Source organism: Pseudomonas alvandae (genome assembly GCF_019141525.1).
In the GTDB taxonomy this organism is placed as follows: domain Bacteria; phylum Pseudomonadota; class Gammaproteobacteria; order Pseudomonadales; family Pseudomonadaceae; genus Aquipseudomonas; species Aquipseudomonas alvandae.
Genome location: NZ_CP077080.1, coordinates 5,857,203 through 5,872,986 on the forward strand (window position 1 = coordinate 5,857,203; position 15,784 = coordinate 5,872,986).

Below are 15,784 nucleotides of genomic sequence, written 5' to 3' on the forward strand. Positions count from 1 at the left end.
GTACTGAGTCGTGGCCTCGTGGCCTCGCTTCAGCAAATTGGGTATGTGACAGCTTTCGGTGTTTGGTGAGTTTCGAACTTTCGGTTCATCTCGTCTTCACACACCGCAATCTGGCCTCTTTCGAGTCTACAGATTGCTTGGGTGTTATATGGTCAAGCCTCACGGGCAATTAGTACAGGTTAGCTCAACGCCTCACAGCGCTTACACACCCTGCCTATCAACGTCGTAGTCTTCGACGGCCCTTCAGGGGACTCAAGGTCCCAGTGAGATCTCATCTTGAGGCAAGTTTCCCGCTTAGATGCTTTCAGCGGTTATCTTTTCCGAACATAGCTACCCGGCAATGCCACTGGCGTGACAACCGGAACACCAGAGGTTCGTCCACTCCGGTCCTCTCGTACTAGGAGCAGCCCCTCTCAAATCTCAAACGTCCACGGCAGATAGGGACCGAACTGTCTCACGACGTTCTAAACCCAGCTCGCGTACCACTTTAAATGGCGAACAGCCATACCCTTGGGACCGGCTTCAGCCCCAGGATGTGATGAGCCGACATCGAGGTGCCAAACACCGCCGTCGATATGAACTCTTGGGCGGTATCAGCCTGTTATCCCCGGAGTACCTTTTATCCGTTGAGCGATGGCCCTTCCATACAGAACCACCGGATCACTAAGACCTACTTTCGTACCTGCTCGACGTGTCTGTCTCGCAGTCAAGCGCGCTTTTGCCTTTATACTCTACGACCGATTTCCGACCGGTCTGAGCGCACCTTCGTACTCCTCCGTTACTCTTTAGGAGGAGACCGCCCCAGTCAAACTACCCACCATACACTGTCCTCGATCCGGATAACGGACCTGAGTTAGAACCTCAAAGTTGCCAGGGTGGTATTTCAAGGATGGCTCCACGCAGACTGGCGTCCACGCTTCAAAGCCTCCCACCTATCCTACACAAGCAAATTCAAAGTCCAGTGCAAAGCTATAGTAAAGGTTCACGGGGTCTTTCCGTCTAGCCGCGGATACACTGCATCTTCACAGCGATTTCAATTTCACTGAGTCTCGGGTGGAGACAGCGCCGCCATCGTTACGCCATTCGTGCAGGTCGGAACTTACCCGACAAGGAATTTCGCTACCTTAGGACCGTTATAGTTACGGCCGCCGTTTACCGGGGCTTCGATCAAGAGCTTCGCGTTAGCTAACCCCATCAATTAACCTTCCGGCACCGGGCAGGCGTCACACCCTATACGTCCACTTTCGTGTTTGCAGAGTGCTGTGTTTTTAATAAACAGTCGCAGCGGCCTGGTATCTTCGACCGGCGTGGGCTTACGCAGCAAGTGCTTCACCCTCACCGGCGCACCTTCTCCCGAAGTTACGGTGCCATTTTGCCTAGTTCCTTCACCCGAGTTCTCTCAAGCGCCTTGGTATTCTCTACCCAACCACCTGTGTCGGTTTGGGGTACGGTTCCTGGTTACCTGAAGCTTAGAAGCTTTTCTTGGAAGCATGGCATCAACCACTTCGTCACCCAAAGGGTAACTCGTCATCAGCTCTCGGCCTTGAAACCCCGGATTTACCTAAGATTTCAGCCTACCACCTTAAACTTGGACAACCAACGCCAAGCTGGCCTAGCCTTCTCCGTCCCTCCATCGCAATAACCAGAAGTACAGGAATATTAACCTGTTTTCCATCGACTACGCTTTTCAGCCTCGCCTTAGGGACCGACTAACCCTGCGTCGATTAACGTTGCGCAGGAAACCTTGGTCTTTCGGCGTGGGTGTTTTTCACACCCATTGTCGTTACTCATGTCAGCATTCGCACTTCTGATACCTCCAGCAAGCTTCTCAACTCACCTTCACAGGCTTACAGAACGCTCCTCTACCGCATCACTTGCGTGATACCCGTAGCTTCGGTGTATGGTTTGAGCCCCGTTACATCTTCCGCGCAGGCCGACTCGACTAGTGAGCTATTACGCTTTCTTTAAAGGGTGGCTGCTTCTAAGCCAACCTCCTAGCTGTCTAAGCCTTCCCACATCGTTTCCCACTTAACCATAACTTTGGGACCTTAGCTGACGGTCTGGGTTGTTTCCCTTTTCACGACGGACGTTAGCACCCGCCGTGTGTCTCCCATGCTCGGCACTTGTAGGTATTCGGAGTTTGCATCGGTTTGGTAAGTCGGGATGACCCCCTAGCCGAAACAGTGCTCTACCCCCTACAGTGATACATGAGGCGCTACCTAAATAGCTTTCGAGGAGAACCAGCTATCTCCGAGCTTGATTAGCCTTTCACTCCGATCCACAGGTCATCCGCTAACTTTTCAACGGTAGTCGGTTCGGTCCTCCAGTCAGTGTTACCTAACCTTCAACCTGCCCATGGATAGATCGCCCGGTTTCGGGTCTATTCCCAGCGACTAGACGCCCTATTAAGACTCGCTTTCGCTACGCCTCCCCTATTCGGTTAAGCTCGCCACTGAAAATAAGTCGCTGACCCATTATACAAAAGGTACGCAGTCACCCAACAAAGTGGGCTCCCACTGCTTGTACGCATACGGTTTCAGGATCTATTTCACTCCCCTCTCCGGGGTTCTTTTCGCCTTTCCCTCACGGTACTAGTTCACTATCGGTCAGTCAGTAGTATTTAGCCTTGGAGGATGGTCCCCCCATATTCAGACAAAGTTTCTCGTGCTCCGTCCTACTCGATTTCACTTCTAAGATCCTTTCGCGTACAGGGCTATCACCCACTATGGCCGCACTTTCCAGAGCGTTCCGCTAAAATCAAAGAAGCTTAAGGGCTAGTCCCCGTTCGCTCGCCACTACTAAGGGAATCTCGGTTGATTTCTTTTCCTCAGGGTACTTAGATGTTTCAGTTCCCCTGGTTCGCTTCTTGCACCTATGTATTCAGTACAAGATAACCATCTTATGATGGCTGGGTTCCCCCATTCAGACATCTCCGGATCAAAGTCTGTTTGCCGACTCCCCGAAGCTTTTCGCAGGCTACCACGTCTTTCATCGCCTCTGACTGCCAAGGCATCCACCGTATGCGCTTCTTCACTTGACCATATAACCCCAAGCAATCTGGTTATACTGTGAAGACGACATTCGCCGAAAATTCGAATTTCTCAACTAAGAGAACTCACAAATTTTACCTTAGCCTGATCCGTTACCAGTGAAAGTAACGTTCAGTCTATCTTTCTATCACATACCCAAATTTTTAAAGAACGATCTAATCAAAAGACTAGAAATCAACATTCATCACCGTCTCGGTGGAATGCTCATTTCTAAGCTTTCAGAAGCAGTTTATGGTGGAGCCAAGCGGGATCGAACCGCTGACCTCCTGCGTGCAAGGCAGGCGCTCTCCCAGCTGAGCTATGGCCCCATAACAAAATTGGTGGGTCTGGGCAGATTCGAACTGCCGACCTCACCCTTATCAGGGGTGCGCTCTAACCAACTGAGCTACAGACCCAATTTCGAGCTTGTAACTGTTAGCTTTGAGCTATCAGCTTGGAGCTTAAAGCTGCTTCTATCGTCTTCTTCAATGAATCAAGCAATTCGTGTGGGAGCTCATGAAGCAGCTGCGGTCGTCGATTAAGGAGGTGATCCAGCCGCAGGTTCCCCTACGGCTACCTTGTTACGACTTCACCCCAGTCATGAATCACACCGTGGTAACCGTCCCCCCGAAGGTTAGACTAGCTACTTCTGGTGCAACCCACTCCCATGGTGTGACGGGCGGTGTGTACAAGGCCCGGGAACGTATTCACCGCGACATTCTGATTCGCGATTACTAGCGATTCCGACTTCACGCAGTCGAGTTGCAGACTGCGATCCGGACTACGATCGGTTTTGTGGGATTAGCTCCACCTCGCGGCTTGGCAACCCTCTGTACCGACCATTGTAGCACGTGTGTAGCCCAGGCCGTAAGGGCCATGATGACTTGACGTCATCCCCACCTTCCTCCGGTTTGTCACCGGCAGTCTCCTTAGAGTGCCCACCATAACGTGCTGGTAACTAAGGACAAGGGTTGCGCTCGTTACGGGACTTAACCCAACATCTCACGACACGAGCTGACGACAGCCATGCAGCACCTGTCTCAATGTTCCCGAAGGCACCAATCCATCTCTGGAAAGTTCATTGGATGTCAAGGCCTGGTAAGGTTCTTCGCGTTGCTTCGAATTAAACCACATGCTCCACCGCTTGTGCGGGCCCCCGTCAATTCATTTGAGTTTTAACCTTGCGGCCGTACTCCCCAGGCGGTCAACTTAATGCGTTAGCTGCGCCACTAAGAGCTCAAGGCTCCCAACGGCTAGTTGACATCGTTTACGGCGTGGACTACCAGGGTATCTAATCCTGTTTGCTCCCCACGCTTTCGCACCTCAGTGTCAGTATCAGTCCAGGTGGTCGCCTTCGCCACTGGTGTTCCTTCCTATATCTACGCATTTCACCGCTACACAGGAAATTCCACCACCCTCTACCATACTCTAGCTCGACAGTTTTGAATGCAGTTCCCAGGTTGAGCCCGGGGATTTCACATCCAACTTAACGAACCACCTACGCGCGCTTTACGCCCAGTAATTCCGATTAACGCTTGCACCCTCTGTATTACCGCGGCTGCTGGCACAGAGTTAGCCGGTGCTTATTCTGTCGGTAACGTCAAAACACTAACGTATTAGGTTAATGCCCTTCCTCCCAACTTAAAGTGCTTTACAATCCGAAGACCTTCTTCACACACGCGGCATGGCTGGATCAGGCTTTCGCCCATTGTCCAATATTCCCCACTGCTGCCTCCCGTAGGAGTCTGGACCGTGTCTCAGTTCCAGTGTGACTGATCATCCTCTCAGACCAGTTACGGATCGTCGCCTTGGTGAGCCATTACCTCACCAACTAGCTAATCCGACCTAGGCTCATCTGATAGCGCAAGGCCCGAAGGTCCCCTGCTTTCTCCCGTAGGACGTATGCGGTATTAGCGTCCGTTTCCGAGCGTTATCCCCCACTACCAGGCAGATTCCTAGGCATTACTCACCCGTCCGCCGCTCTCAAGAGGTGCAAGCACCTCTCTACCGCTCGACTTGCATGTGTTAGGCCTGCCGCCAGCGTTCAATCTGAGCCATGATCAAACTCTTCAGTTCAAACATCTTTGGGTTTTGAGAAAACCCTAAACTTGGCTCAGCAATCGTTGGTTACATCTTTGATTTCTCGCGGAGTAACTTGTGATGCTGATAATCTGTTGACTAGCAGTCTGACTCCACAAGCACCCACACGAATTGCTTGATTCAGTTGTTAAAGAGCGGTGGGTTGAGCCTTTCGCCTCAACCGAGGCGCGCATTCTACAGCGCCCCGTGTATCTGTCAAGCGGTTATTTTAAGAAGTTTTCAAAGTTTCGCTTGGAAATCCTTAACAACTTCAACCACTTGCGCTTTCGATCTCTCGTTAGCGGGAGGCGAATTCTACAGCGTTGTTCGCTGCTGTCAACACCTCTTTTTCACCGCTTTCGACCGAGAGGATCGAATCGCCAATAGAGCCAAACAACACCGCCCTATCAACTCCTTCAACGCTTCGATGAACTGAAGCGCCTGACCTATCGAAACCTACTTAACTCATTGAAACTCAAGGAGTTTTCCGTTTCGACTGCGCCGGAAGTGGGCCGAATTATAGACACCTGGAATCTGCCGTCAACCGTTATTTTCATCTTTACTCAGATTTCAGCGTGATACGTGCGAAAGCTTTCTTGCCGGCCTGGCATACATGAGTGGACCCCAGCTCATATATATAGGTGCGATCTACAACCTCACCATCTATACGCACGCCACCCGAACCCAACAGGTCTCGCGCCACTGCCGCATTCTTGACCAAGCCCGCCTTATTAAGAACCGCCGCAATCGGCATATCCTCAACAGCCGTCAGCTCGATCTCTGGCAGATCATCCGGCAGCTCACCGTCCTTCATACGATTACCCGCCGCACGATGAGCATTGGCCGCAGCCTCCTCACCATGGAAACGAGCAACGATCTCCTCAGCCAACTTGATCTTGATGTCCCGTGGATTGGCGCCCGCCTCTACGTCGGCACGGAACGCGTTGATCTCATCCATGGACCGGAAGCTCAACAGTTCAAAGTAACGCCACATCAGCACATCGGGAATGGAAACCAGCTTGCTGTACATGACGCCCGGCGCTTCCTGGATACCTACGTAGTTGCCCAGTGATTTGGACATCTTCTTCACGCCATCCAGACCTTCAAGCAATGGCATGGTCAGAATGCACTGCGCCTCCTGACCATAACCACGCTGCAGCTCACGCCCCATCAACAGGTTGAACTTCTGGTCGGTACCACCGAGCTCTACGTCGGCACGCAACGCAACCGAGTCATAGCCCTGCACCAGCGGATAGAGGAACTCATGAATGGCAATGGGTTGATTGGTCGTATAACGCTTGTCGAAATCATCGCGTTCGAGCATGCGAGCCACAGTGTACTGAGACGTCAGGCGAATGAAATCCGCCGGCCCCATCTGATCCATCCAAGTGGAGTTGAACGCCACTTCGGTCTTGGCCGGATCAAGAATCTTGAAAACCTGAGTCTTGTAGGTCTCGGCGTTATCGAGAACCTGCTCGCGGGTCAGGGGTGGGCGCGTAGCACTCTTCCCGCTCGGATCACCGATCATGCCGGTGAAGTCCCCTATAAGGAAGATGACCTGGTGCCCCAGATCCTGGAACTGGCGCAGCTTATTAATAAGCACGGTATGACCCAGGTGCAGATCGGGCGCCGTCGGATCGAAGCCAGCCTTGATACGCAGCGGCTGCCCGCGCTTGAGCTTTTCGATCAGCTCGGACTCGACCAACAGTTCTTCCGCACCACGTTTGATCAGCGCTAGCTGCTCTTCAACCGACTTCATAACAGACCCGTAAGGCTCAGATTCAAAGGGCCCCAACCATACAAGATCGCGCACCAAATACAAGGCTTGCCCGGCGCACGGACGCCGATCCACAGAACAGAGCGTTCGCGGGCTTGCTTCGCGGGGGTTTTGGTTATATTTTATACAGTTATTTCATCTTCATCATGTCATTCATCTTTTCCAATTCATTTTTTCAAAAGTCAAAATTACCTATGACCACAGAACCGTCTAAAGCGCCGCCGCTTTACCCGAAGACCCACCTGCTTGCCGCCAGTGGCATCGCAGCCCTCCTAAGCCTGGCGCTGCTGGTGTTTCCCTCCAGCGATGTTGAAGCCAAAAAGACGACTCTGAGTCTTGAACTGGAAAGTCCTGCTGAACAACTGACACAAGAACAAGACGCCGCCGAAGCCGTTCAAGCCACAAACGAGCCGACCGCCTCTCCATTCGCGCAGATTGAAAATAACCCGGAAGACGCTGCCACGGCCGCCGCCCAGGCAGAAGCGCCCGCAATAGCAGAAGAAAAGAAAGGGCCTGACCATCGTGAAGTGATTGTCGCCAAAGGCGACACACTTTCCACTCTCTTCGAAAAGGTTGGCCTGCCCTCCACCTCGGTCCATGAGATCCTGGCCAGCGACAAGCAAGCCAAGCAATTCACTCAACTGCAACGTGGTCAGAAACTGGAGTTCGAACTCAACCCAGAAGGTCAGCTGACCAACCTGCACACCAAGCTGAGCGACCTGGAAAGCATCACCCTGACCAAGAATGACAAGGGTTATGTGTTCAACCGCGTCACGGCAAAGCCCACCGTCCGATCAGCCTACGTCCATGGCGTCATAAACAGCTCATTGTCCCAGTCGGCAGCGCGCGCGGGGCTCTCCCATAGCCTGACCATGGACATGGCCAGCGTATTTGGCTACGACATCGACTTTGCCCAGGATATTCGCCAGGGCGACGAATTCGACGTCATCTACGAACAGAAAGTGGTCAACGGGAAGAGCGTCGGTAACGGCCCGATTCTTTCCGCGCGTTTTACCAACCGCGGCAAGACCTACACTGCTGTGCGCTACACCAACAAGCAGGGCAACAGCAGCTACTACACCGCCGACGGAAACAGCATGCGCAAGGCATTCATCCGTACGCCGGTGGATTTCGCCCGCATCAGTTCGAAGTTCTCCGCCGGTCGCAAGCATCCGATCCTGAACAAGATTCGCGCCCACAAAGGTGTCGATTACGCCGCCCCCCGTGGCACACCGATCAAGGCGGCCGGCGACGGCAAGGTCTTGCTGGCCGGACGTCGCGGCGGTTATGGCAACACCGTGATCATCCAGCACGGCAATACCTACCGTACGCTGTATGGCCACATGCAAGGCTTCGCCAAGGGTGTGAAGACGGGAGGCACTGTCAAGCAAGGCCAGGTTATTGGATATATCGGCACCACCGGCCTGTCCACCGGCCCACACTTGCATTATGAATTCCAAGTCAACGGCGTCCATGTCGATCCGCTCGGCCAGAAATTGCCGATGGCCGACCCGATCGCCAAGGCCGAGCGTGCGCGCTTCCTGGCCCAAAGCCAGCCATTGATGGCTCGCATGGATCAAGAAAAAGCCACCATGCTGGCTTCGAGCAAGCGCTAAGCAATGGCGCTCTATATCGGTGTGATGTCCGGGACCAGCCTCGATGGCTTGGATATCGCACTGGTCGAACTGGCCCCGGCGATCAAATTGATCGCCACCCACTACATTCCCATGCCCGCCACTCTGCGCACCGAACTGCTCGAGTTGTGCAGCAGCGGGCCCGATGAGATCGCCCGTTCCGCCATGGCTCAGCACAGCTGGGTAAAACTGGCCGCACAGGGCATCCATGCCCTACTCAACGAACAGAAACTCAAGCCTGAGGCCATCACGGCCATTGGCAGCCACGGCCAGACCATTCGCCACGAGCCGTCCCGTGGCTTTACCGTGCAAATCGGCAATCCGGCACTGTTGAGTGAGCTGACCGGCATCAGCGTCGTCAGTGACTTCCGCAGCCGCGACGTCGCCGCTGGCGGGCAAGGCGCCCCACTGGTTCCAGCGTTTCACGAAGCTCTGTTCGAAGAACGAGTCGGTCATCGTGCCGTACTGAATGTCGGCGGCTTCAGCAATCTCAGCCTGATAGAACCTGAAAAGCCGGTCGCCGGTTTCGATTGTGGCCCAGGCAATGTGCTGCTCGATGCATGGATACATCAACAACGAGGCGAACACTTTGATCGCAATGGCCAATGGGCTGCCAGCGGGAAAGTCGAACCAACCTTGCTCAAGACGTTGCTCAGCGACCCCTTTTTTGTCACCAAGGGGCCGAAAAGCACCGGGCGCGAAGTCTTCAACCTGCCCTGGCTCAACCAGCATTTGTCGCACCTGCCAGCCTTCGCTCCGGAGGACGTACAGGCAACATTGCTTGAGCTGACTGCCCTGACGATTATTGAATCACTGCAGCATGCCCAATCGAACACTCAAGAGTTGCTGGTATGCGGCGGTGGCGCGCACAACCAGACGCTCATGAAGCGTCTGGCTGACTTGCTGCCGAATGCCAAGGTCAGCAGCACGGCGGTATACGGCGTAGACCCAGACTGGGTTGAAGCCATGGCTTTCGCCTGGCTTGCACATTGTTGCCTTGAAGGCATTCCAGGCAATCGCCCAAGTGTCACGGGCGCCCGTGGCTTGCGCATACTCGGCGCCATCTATCCGGCCTGAAATCAAAAAAGGCGGACAATAAAAAACCGCAGGGCCGTACGGCGCTGCGGTTTTTTATTTATTGAAACGCTTAGATCGAGAACGAAGAACCGCACCCACAAGTAGTGGTCGCGTTAGGGTTCTTGATCACGAAACGCGACCCTTCCAGGCCCTCCTGGTAATCCACCTCGGCACCCGCCAGGTACTGGAAGCTCATCGGGTCAACCACCAGGCTGACGCCTTCGCGCTCAACGATGGTGTCGTCTTCGGCCACTTCTTCATCGAAAGTGAAGCCATACTGAAAACCGGAACAACCGCCGCCCGTTACGAATACGCGCAGCTTCAAACGATCATTGCCCTCTTCATCGACCAGGCTCTTCACCTTGTGCGCGGCACCGTGGGTGAATTGCAAAGCCGTGGGGGTGAAGGTTTCGACGCTCATGCTGAATATCTCCCGGCGCTTACGCCGCCATAATGCGTGATGGCGGGCATTATCCGCTTCTCCTACAAAATTGGTCAACTATTTGCGGAGCAGCAGCAAGCTACAAGTTCAAAGCTGCAAGCTTGTAGCTTAAAGCTTGCAGCTTGTTACTGCTGTTAAGGCAACATCCCCGCATGGGACAATCCCAGGCGCTCATCCAGACCGAACAGGATGTTCAGGTTTTGCACCGCTTGGCCGGACGCGCCCTTGACCAGGTTATCGATGACCGACAACACCACGACCAAGTCCCCATCTTGCGGACGATGCACGGCGATCCGGCAAACGTTCGCACCGCGCACGCTACGGGTTTCCGGATGGCTGCCGGCCGGCATAACGTCGACGAACGGTTCGTTGGCGTAGCGTTTCTCGAACAGCGCCTGCAAATCGACGGAGCGATCGACCACCGTTGCGTAAAGAGTGGAATGGATTCCACGAATCATTGGCGTCAGGTGCGGCACAAACGTCAGGCCGACGTCCTTGCCCGCCGCCCGACGCAACCCTTGGCGGATTTCCGGCAAGTGGCGATGCCCTTTTACCGCATAGGCCTTCATGCTTTCCGACGTTTCGGAATACAGCGAGCCGACACTGGCGCCTCGACCGGCGCCACTGACCCCGGATTTGCAATCAGCGATCAGGCGCGAAGTGTCGGCAAGACCGGCCTCGAGCAACGGCAGGAAGCCCAACTGCGTAGCAGTCGGATAGCAACCCGGCACGGCGATCAATCGTGCCTGCCTGATTTTCTCGCGATTGACTTCCGGCAAGCCGTAGACCGCCTCGTCCAGAAGTTCGGGTGCCCCGTGGGGCTGGCCGTACCACTTGGCCCATTCGTCCGCGTCCTGCAGGCGGAAGTCAGCCGACAGATCGATCACCTTGGTTCCGGCCGCCAACAGCTCCCCCGCCAAGGCGTGAGCAACGCCATGAGGAGTGGCAAAGAACACCACGTCGCAGGCGCCCAGGGTCTTGATGTCCGGAACGCTGAATGCCAGGCCGTCATAATGGCCTCGCAGGTTCGGATACATGTCGGCGACCGCCAGGCCGGCCTCGGATCGGGAGGTGATGACCACCACCTCAGCTTGCGGATGCTGCGCCAACAGACGCAGCAGTTCGACACCGGTGTAACCCGTGCCGCCGACGATACCGACCTTGACCATAAACCTGCCCTCAACGAACCACTGGAAAGCCGTCGATAATAGGGGCCACAACGCGTGGCGACAACCGTCAAGGTGACGTGTGGCCGCTCTAACCTCTACTATCGGGCTACCGTGAATCTTGGAATAACTAAAAATGCTCTATCTGTGGCTCAAGGCACTTCACATCGTCAGCATGGTTTGTTGGTTCGCCGGTTTGTTCTACCTGCCGCGCCTGTTTGTCTATCACGCCCAAAGCGAAGACAACGTCAGCAAGGAGCGCTTCTGCGTGATGGAACGCAAGTTGTATCGCGGCATCATGGGCCCGGCGATGATTGCCACGCTAGTGTTTGGCATTTGGTTGCTCAGCCTCAATGCCGGCGCCTACTTCACCCAGGGTGGCTGGATGCACGCCAAGTTGACCCTGGTCGTTCTGCTGATCGGTTATCACCACATGTGCGGCGCCCAAGTAAAACGCTTCGCCCGTGGCGAGAACACCCGCAGCCATGTCTTTTATCGCTGGTTCAACGAGGTGCCAGTTCTGATATTGCTGGCTATCGTAATTCTGGTCGTAGTCCGGCCGTTCTAAGTCCAGTAGCACTATTCGATCGGGGGTACATCCCATGCCGTTGCCCGCTTTGCTTGAAGAACGTCTGCGGCTGCCTGTCGTTGCCGCGCCGATGTTCCTGATTTCCAACCCCCAGCTCGTGCTTGCGTGCTGTCGCAATGGCGTTGTCGGCAGTTTCCCGGCACTGAACCAACGCGAAAGCAGCGGTTTCAAGGCTTGGCTGGAAGAAATCGAAGCGGGCCTGGCAACAATGGATAAGCCAGCGCCCTATGCGGTCAATCTGATCGTTCATGCCAGCAACCCACGGCTCCAGGCTGACCTGGCGATCTGCATCGAGCATAAGGTACCTATCGTCATTACCAGCCTGGGCGCGGTAAAAGAGCTGGTGGATGCGGTGCATGGGTATGGCGGCCTGGTTTTTCACGACGTGACTACTCGCCGTCACGCAGAAAAAGCCGCGGAAGCAGGTGTAGACGGCTTGATTGCCGTCGCGGCCGGTGCTGGAGGGCATGCCGGGACCTGGAGCCCTTTCGCTTTGGTCGCCGAAATTCGGCAGTTCTTTGATAAAACCCTGCTGCTCGCAGGATGTTTGAACCACGGCCATCAGATTTTGGCGGCGCAACTGCTCGGCGCGGATCTGGCCTACTTCGGAACGCGGTTCATTGGCACGACAGAAAGTCACGCGTCCGACGCTTATAAAGAGATGTTGCTCACATCCAGGGCCGCAGACATCGTGCATACTCCCGCAGTGTCCGGCGTGCCAGCCAGTTTCATGCGACAGAGCCTGGAAGATGCCGGCTTCGACCTGCTTGCCCTGCAGAACAAGAGCGCGGCAGATCCCGGATCGAAACTCAAACCGCTGAGCGATGAAGCCAAGGCCTGGAAGACCGTATGGTCCGCAGGCCAGGGCGTTGGTGAGATCAACGATTTACCCAGCGTCGATCAACTGATCGCGCGCCTGGATAAAGAATACCGCCAGGCACAAGCGCGGGCGGCACAGCTCGGAGGCCAATGGCCCCGCTGAACCCAAAAACACAAACCAACTTTGAAAGACAAGGATGCCAGGCATGAGCGAAACCCGCTTCAACATTGTATTCGACGGAGCCCTGTTGCCAGGCGTCGATACCACTACCGCCAAGCTAAACCTCGCGGAGCTGTTCAAGAGCGATGTCAGCGCCATTGAACGTTTGTTCAGTGGTCGCAAGGTGTCGCTTAAAAACAACCTGTCCCAGGGCGACGCGCAGAAGTACCTGGAAGCGCTGCATAAAAGCGGCATCGATGCACGAATCGAAGCAGAACCGTCCCTTCAGCTGGACCTCGGCGAGGTGCAGGAATCGCCGCATCAGGCAAGCGGGCGCCACCCGGACTCCATACTTGACCCCGTTTCCCCCTATGCCCCTCCCCGCGCCCCGGTAGGCGAAACGCTCGCCGAATACGGCCCGCTCAAGCCCTTCAGTTTCGAAGGCCGTATCGGGCGCCTGCGGTACCTGGCCTGGACCATGGTTCTGACACTGGCGGTAATGCCTGTGGTCGGGATTGCATTCTGGTTGAGCCTGTCCTGGTTGCTCGTCGCCAGCTCGACGACCGCGATGATCATCGGCGGACTCGTAGCCGTAGCCATCTTCCTCGCTTTTGCCTACGTGAGTATCCAGTTCAGCGCTCAGCGCCTGCACGATCTCGGCTGGTCCGGATGGCTGTGGTTGCTCAACCTGGTGCCGTTCGTGGGCAGCCTCTTCCCATTCGTCCTCATATTCGCTCCAGGCAATAGTGGCCCGAATCGCTACGGCCCTCCACCTCCGCCCAACAGCACCGCGGTCAAGGTTCTTGCCTGGCTGTGGGTCGTCCTGATCGCCCTGATTTTCATCGGTGCATTGGCTGGCGCATTCAGCAGCATCGGCGAGGAGTACGGCAGCAGCTCCTTGAGCAGTTATGAAAGCAGCGAATCCATTGACGAATCGGCCGAAGAACCGGCCGCCGAAGCAGCCGAGCCAGCCGCACCTTCTGTAGACTACGAAGAAGAGGAACAATAAGCGCGCTTTGCGCCGGTGACAGCTCAGTCCACCGGCGCCCTGCGCGGCGATGGAGAACTGCATGACCCGTTACGCTCTGATCACTGGTGCTTCCAGTGGTATCGGCCTGGCCATGGCCGAAGCACTGGCCCGGCGTGGGCGCAACCTGATATTGGTAGCTCGACAGCGTGATCGGCTGGAAAGTATTGCAATAGAGCTGACCCAACGGTTTGGCGTGGAGGTGTTGTTCCGCGCCTGCGACCTGGGAGAACCCCTTCGACTCTCAGGCTTCCTGCTGGAATTGGAGGAAGGCGAGCGCCAGATCGATCTGCTGGTCAATTGCGCCGGCATCGGCACCAGTGGTCCGTTCCTGGCCCAGGACTGGATGACCGAACAAGACCTGATCGAAGTGAATATCCTTGCCCTCACACGCCTCTGCCATGCAATAGGCAACAGCATGGCGCTGCATGGCGGCGGCCAGATACTCAACGTCGCATCGACTGCTGCCTTCCTGCCCGGCCCCTGGATGAGCACGTATCACGCCAGCAAAGCCTATGTGCTGCACTTCTCCGAAGCCCTGCGGGTCGAATTGAAAAAATGCGCAATCAACGTCTCGGTACTGTGCCCCGGGCCGACTCGCACGGACTTTTTCGCGAAGGCACAACTGGATGAACAGAAACTCGACGGCAAGAAGAAATTGATGAGCCCTGAGGAAGTTGCGCTCTATACCGTTCGCGCGCTGGATAGGAATCGAGCCATTATCATTCCCGGACGCCGCAATCGCTGGTTCACCTCGCTGCCGCGGTTGGGACCACGCTGGCTGGTCCGGACCGTCAGCGGCATGCTCAACAAGGCCTGCTGTCCGCGCTGATTCCTTCAAGCTGAAAAACCCGGGCTGGCAAACCAGCCCTTCAGTACACTCGACTTCGACTAAACCAACGGAGAGACCGCTGTGGATACCCTATTTACCAAGATCATCAACCGGGAAATCCCGGCGAAGATCATCTATGAGGATGACCAGGTCCTGGCTTTCCACGACATTGCTCCACAGGCACCGGTTCACTTCCTGGTCATTCCAAAGAAACCGATCCGCACCCTCAATGACCTGACCGAGGACGACAAAGGACTGGCTGGGCATATCCTGTACACGGCCCAGCGCCTGGCCGTCGAGCTGGGTTGCGAAGAAGGCTTCCGGGTGGTGATGAACTGCAATGAACTCGGTGGGCAGACCGTCTATCACATTCATATGCATGTGCTCGGACAGCGCCAGATGAATTGGCCGCCGGGCTGATCCATGATCCAACGCAAATCCCCAGTGGCCGATTGAGTTAAACTGGCCGCCGAGATTCTTTCCGGAGGTAAGCATGACTACGCAACGTCACTACTCGCCCATCGATCGCCTGCTGCTGCAGGCCGACACCGCGATGCGTACGCTGTTGCCCTTCAGTGGCCAGCCGTACCGTCCATCGCCGGCCATCGTGCAGCCGGACGTGCAGATGAGCGATGAAGAGACTCGCCATGTCGCCGGACTGATGCGCATCAACCATACCGGTGAAGTCTGCGCCCAGGCGCTCTACCAAGGCCAGGCGCTGACAGCGAAATTGCCGCAGGTACGCGAAGCGATGGAACAGGCCGCCGAGGAAGAAATTGACCATCTGGTCTGGTGTGAACAACGCATTCGCCAGTTGGGCAGCCACACCAGCGTGCTGAATCCCCTGTTTTATGGCATGTCGTTCGGGATCGGCGCCGTGGCAGGCCTGATCAGTGACAAGGTCAGCCTTGGTTTTGTCGCGGCGACCGAGCATCAGGTGTGCAAGCACCTGAATGAGCACCTGCAGCAATTGCCCGTCAAGGATGACAAGTCCCGGGCGATTCTTGAGCAGATGCGTGAAGATGAAGAGCACCACGCCGAAAGCGCTCTGGAAGCCGGCGGCTTCCGCTTCCCGGCCCCCGTCAAATTTGGCATGAGCCTGCTGGCCAAAGTCATGACCAAGAGTACTTATCGGATCTGATAGCGAAAGCGG

The 15,784-nt window shown here is 55.6% G+C and carries 11 protein-coding genes, 2 tRNA genes and 2 rRNA genes; 8 read left to right on the forward strand and 7 right to left on the reverse strand.

The features are described from left to right. Positions 1 to 148 precede the first annotated feature (148 nt). The 5 genes from KSS97_RS26230 to tyrS all read right to left on the reverse strand — a co-directional run bounded on the left by KSS97_RS26230 (position 149) and on the right by tyrS (position 6,867). Positions 149 to 3,040, reverse strand: a 23S ribosomal RNA gene (locus tag KSS97_RS26230). Positions 3,041 to 3,282: 242 nt separating this feature from the next. Further along, positions 3,283 to 3,358: transfer RNA gene (locus tag KSS97_RS26235), tRNA-Ala, on the reverse strand. Between the two features lie 10 nt (positions 3,359 to 3,368). Then, positions 3,369 to 3,445 (reverse strand) — tRNA-Ile (locus KSS97_RS26240). 123 nt (positions 3,446 to 3,568) lie between these two features. Beyond that, positions 3,569 to 5,105 (reverse strand): 16S ribosomal RNA (locus KSS97_RS26245). The 16S and 23S rRNA genes sit together here with 2 tRNA genes alongside, the layout of an rRNA operon. A gap of 562 nt (positions 5,106 to 5,667) precedes the next feature. Then, on the reverse strand, positions 5,668 to 6,867 hold the full coding sequence (gene tyrS, locus KSS97_RS26250) for a tyrosine--tRNA ligase (RefSeq protein ID WP_217860467.1): 1,200 nt from the start codon (positions 6,865 to 6,867) through the stop codon (positions 5,668 to 5,670). A 212-nt stretch (positions 6,868 to 7,079) separates the two neighbouring features. Here tyrS and KSS97_RS26255 point away from each other — a divergent pair, with 212 nt between their 5' ends. Then, positions 7,080 to 8,501 carry a peptidoglycan DD-metalloendopeptidase family protein gene (locus KSS97_RS26255; protein ID WP_030139195.1) on the forward strand — a complete coding sequence of 474 codons (1,422 nt, stop codon included), beginning with the start codon at positions 7,080 to 7,082 and terminating at the stop codon, positions 8,499 to 8,501. A gap of 3 nt (positions 8,502 to 8,504) precedes the next feature. After that, complete coding sequence (locus KSS97_RS26260) at positions 8,505 to 9,596, forward strand: anhydro-N-acetylmuramic acid kinase (protein WP_030139196.1); 1,092 nt, start codon at positions 8,505 to 8,507, stop codon at positions 9,594 to 9,596. Positions 9,597 to 9,666: 70 nt separating this feature from the next. Here the strand turns inward: KSS97_RS26260 and erpA are convergent, their stop codons facing one another. Together erpA and argC are read right to left on the reverse strand one after the other, a co-directional pair. Continuing rightward, the gene (gene erpA / locus KSS97_RS26265) at positions 9,667 to 10,017 is read right to left on the reverse strand and encodes an iron-sulfur cluster insertion protein ErpA (protein ID WP_003177727.1); all 351 of its coding nucleotides are present in this window, start codon (positions 10,015 to 10,017) and stop codon (positions 9,667 to 9,669) included. 155 nt (positions 10,018 to 10,172) lie between these two features. Further along, the gene (gene argC / locus KSS97_RS26270; RefSeq protein ID WP_030139197.1) at positions 10,173 to 11,207 is read right to left on the reverse strand and encodes an N-acetyl-gamma-glutamyl-phosphate reductase; all 1,035 of its coding nucleotides are present in this window, start codon (positions 11,205 to 11,207) and stop codon (positions 10,173 to 10,175) included. 133 nt (positions 11,208 to 11,340) lie between these two features. On the opposite strand from argC, the gene hemJ reads away from it, so the two are divergent. The 6 genes from hemJ (at position 11,341) to coq7 (ending at position 15,772) form a co-directional block, all read left to right on the forward strand. After that, a complete protein-coding gene (hemJ, locus tag KSS97_RS26275; protein WP_030139198.1) occupies positions 11,341 to 11,772 on the forward strand; it encodes a protoporphyrinogen oxidase HemJ in 432 nt (143 codons plus the stop codon). A 34-nt stretch (positions 11,773 to 11,806) separates the two neighbouring features. Continuing rightward, the gene (locus tag KSS97_RS26280) at positions 11,807 to 12,775 is read left to right on the forward strand and encodes an NAD(P)H-dependent flavin oxidoreductase (protein ID WP_202335005.1); all 969 of its coding nucleotides are present in this window, start codon (positions 11,807 to 11,809) and stop codon (positions 12,773 to 12,775) included. A gap of 43 nt (positions 12,776 to 12,818) precedes the next feature. After that, on the forward strand, positions 12,819 to 13,781 hold the full coding sequence (locus KSS97_RS26285; protein ID WP_202335004.1) for a DUF805 domain-containing protein: 963 nt from the start codon (positions 12,819 to 12,821) through the stop codon (positions 13,779 to 13,781). Positions 13,782 to 13,842: 61 nt separating this feature from the next. After that, complete coding sequence (locus tag KSS97_RS26290; RefSeq protein ID WP_217860468.1) at positions 13,843 to 14,631, forward strand: SDR family NAD(P)-dependent oxidoreductase; 789 nt, start codon at positions 13,843 to 13,845, stop codon at positions 14,629 to 14,631. Between the two features lie 81 nt (positions 14,632 to 14,712). Continuing rightward, the gene (locus KSS97_RS26295) at positions 14,713 to 15,051 is read left to right on the forward strand and encodes a histidine triad nucleotide-binding protein (RefSeq protein WP_030139202.1); all 339 of its coding nucleotides are present in this window, start codon (positions 14,713 to 14,715) and stop codon (positions 15,049 to 15,051) included. Between the two features lie 73 nt (positions 15,052 to 15,124). Next, a complete protein-coding gene (gene coq7 / locus KSS97_RS26300) occupies positions 15,125 to 15,772 on the forward strand; it encodes a 2-polyprenyl-3-methyl-6-methoxy-1,4-benzoquinone monooxygenase (protein ID WP_217860469.1) in 648 nt (215 codons plus the stop codon). Positions 15,773 to 15,784: the final 12 nt, after the last annotated feature.

Coding starts and splice junctions, on each gene's coding strand:
- tyrS (WP_217860467.1), bottom strand. CDS start 6,867: ATGAAGTCGGTTGAAGAGCAGCTAGCGCTGATCAAACGTGGTGCGGAA.
- KSS97_RS26255 (WP_030139195.1), top strand. CDS start 7,080: ATGACCACAGAACCGTCTAAAGCGCCGCCGCTTTACCCGAAGACCCAC.
- KSS97_RS26260 (WP_030139196.1), top strand. CDS start 8,505: ATGGCGCTCTATATCGGTGTGATGTCCGGGACCAGCCTCGATGGCTTG.
- erpA (WP_003177727.1), bottom strand. CDS start 10,017: ATGAGCGTCGAAACCTTCACCCCCACGGCTTTGCAATTCACCCACGGT.
- argC (WP_030139197.1), bottom strand. CDS start 11,207: ATGGTCAAGGTCGGTATCGTCGGCGGCACGGGTTACACCGGTGTCGAA.
- hemJ (WP_030139198.1), top strand. CDS start 11,341: ATGCTCTATCTGTGGCTCAAGGCACTTCACATCGTCAGCATGGTTTGT.
- KSS97_RS26280 (WP_202335005.1), top strand. CDS start 11,807: ATGCCGTTGCCCGCTTTGCTTGAAGAACGTCTGCGGCTGCCTGTCGTT.
- KSS97_RS26285 (WP_202335004.1), top strand. CDS start 12,819: ATGAGCGAAACCCGCTTCAACATTGTATTCGACGGAGCCCTGTTGCCA.
- KSS97_RS26290 (WP_217860468.1), top strand. CDS start 13,843: ATGACCCGTTACGCTCTGATCACTGGTGCTTCCAGTGGTATCGGCCTG.
- coq7 (WP_217860469.1), top strand. CDS start 15,125: ATGACTACGCAACGTCACTACTCGCCCATCGATCGCCTGCTGCTGCAG.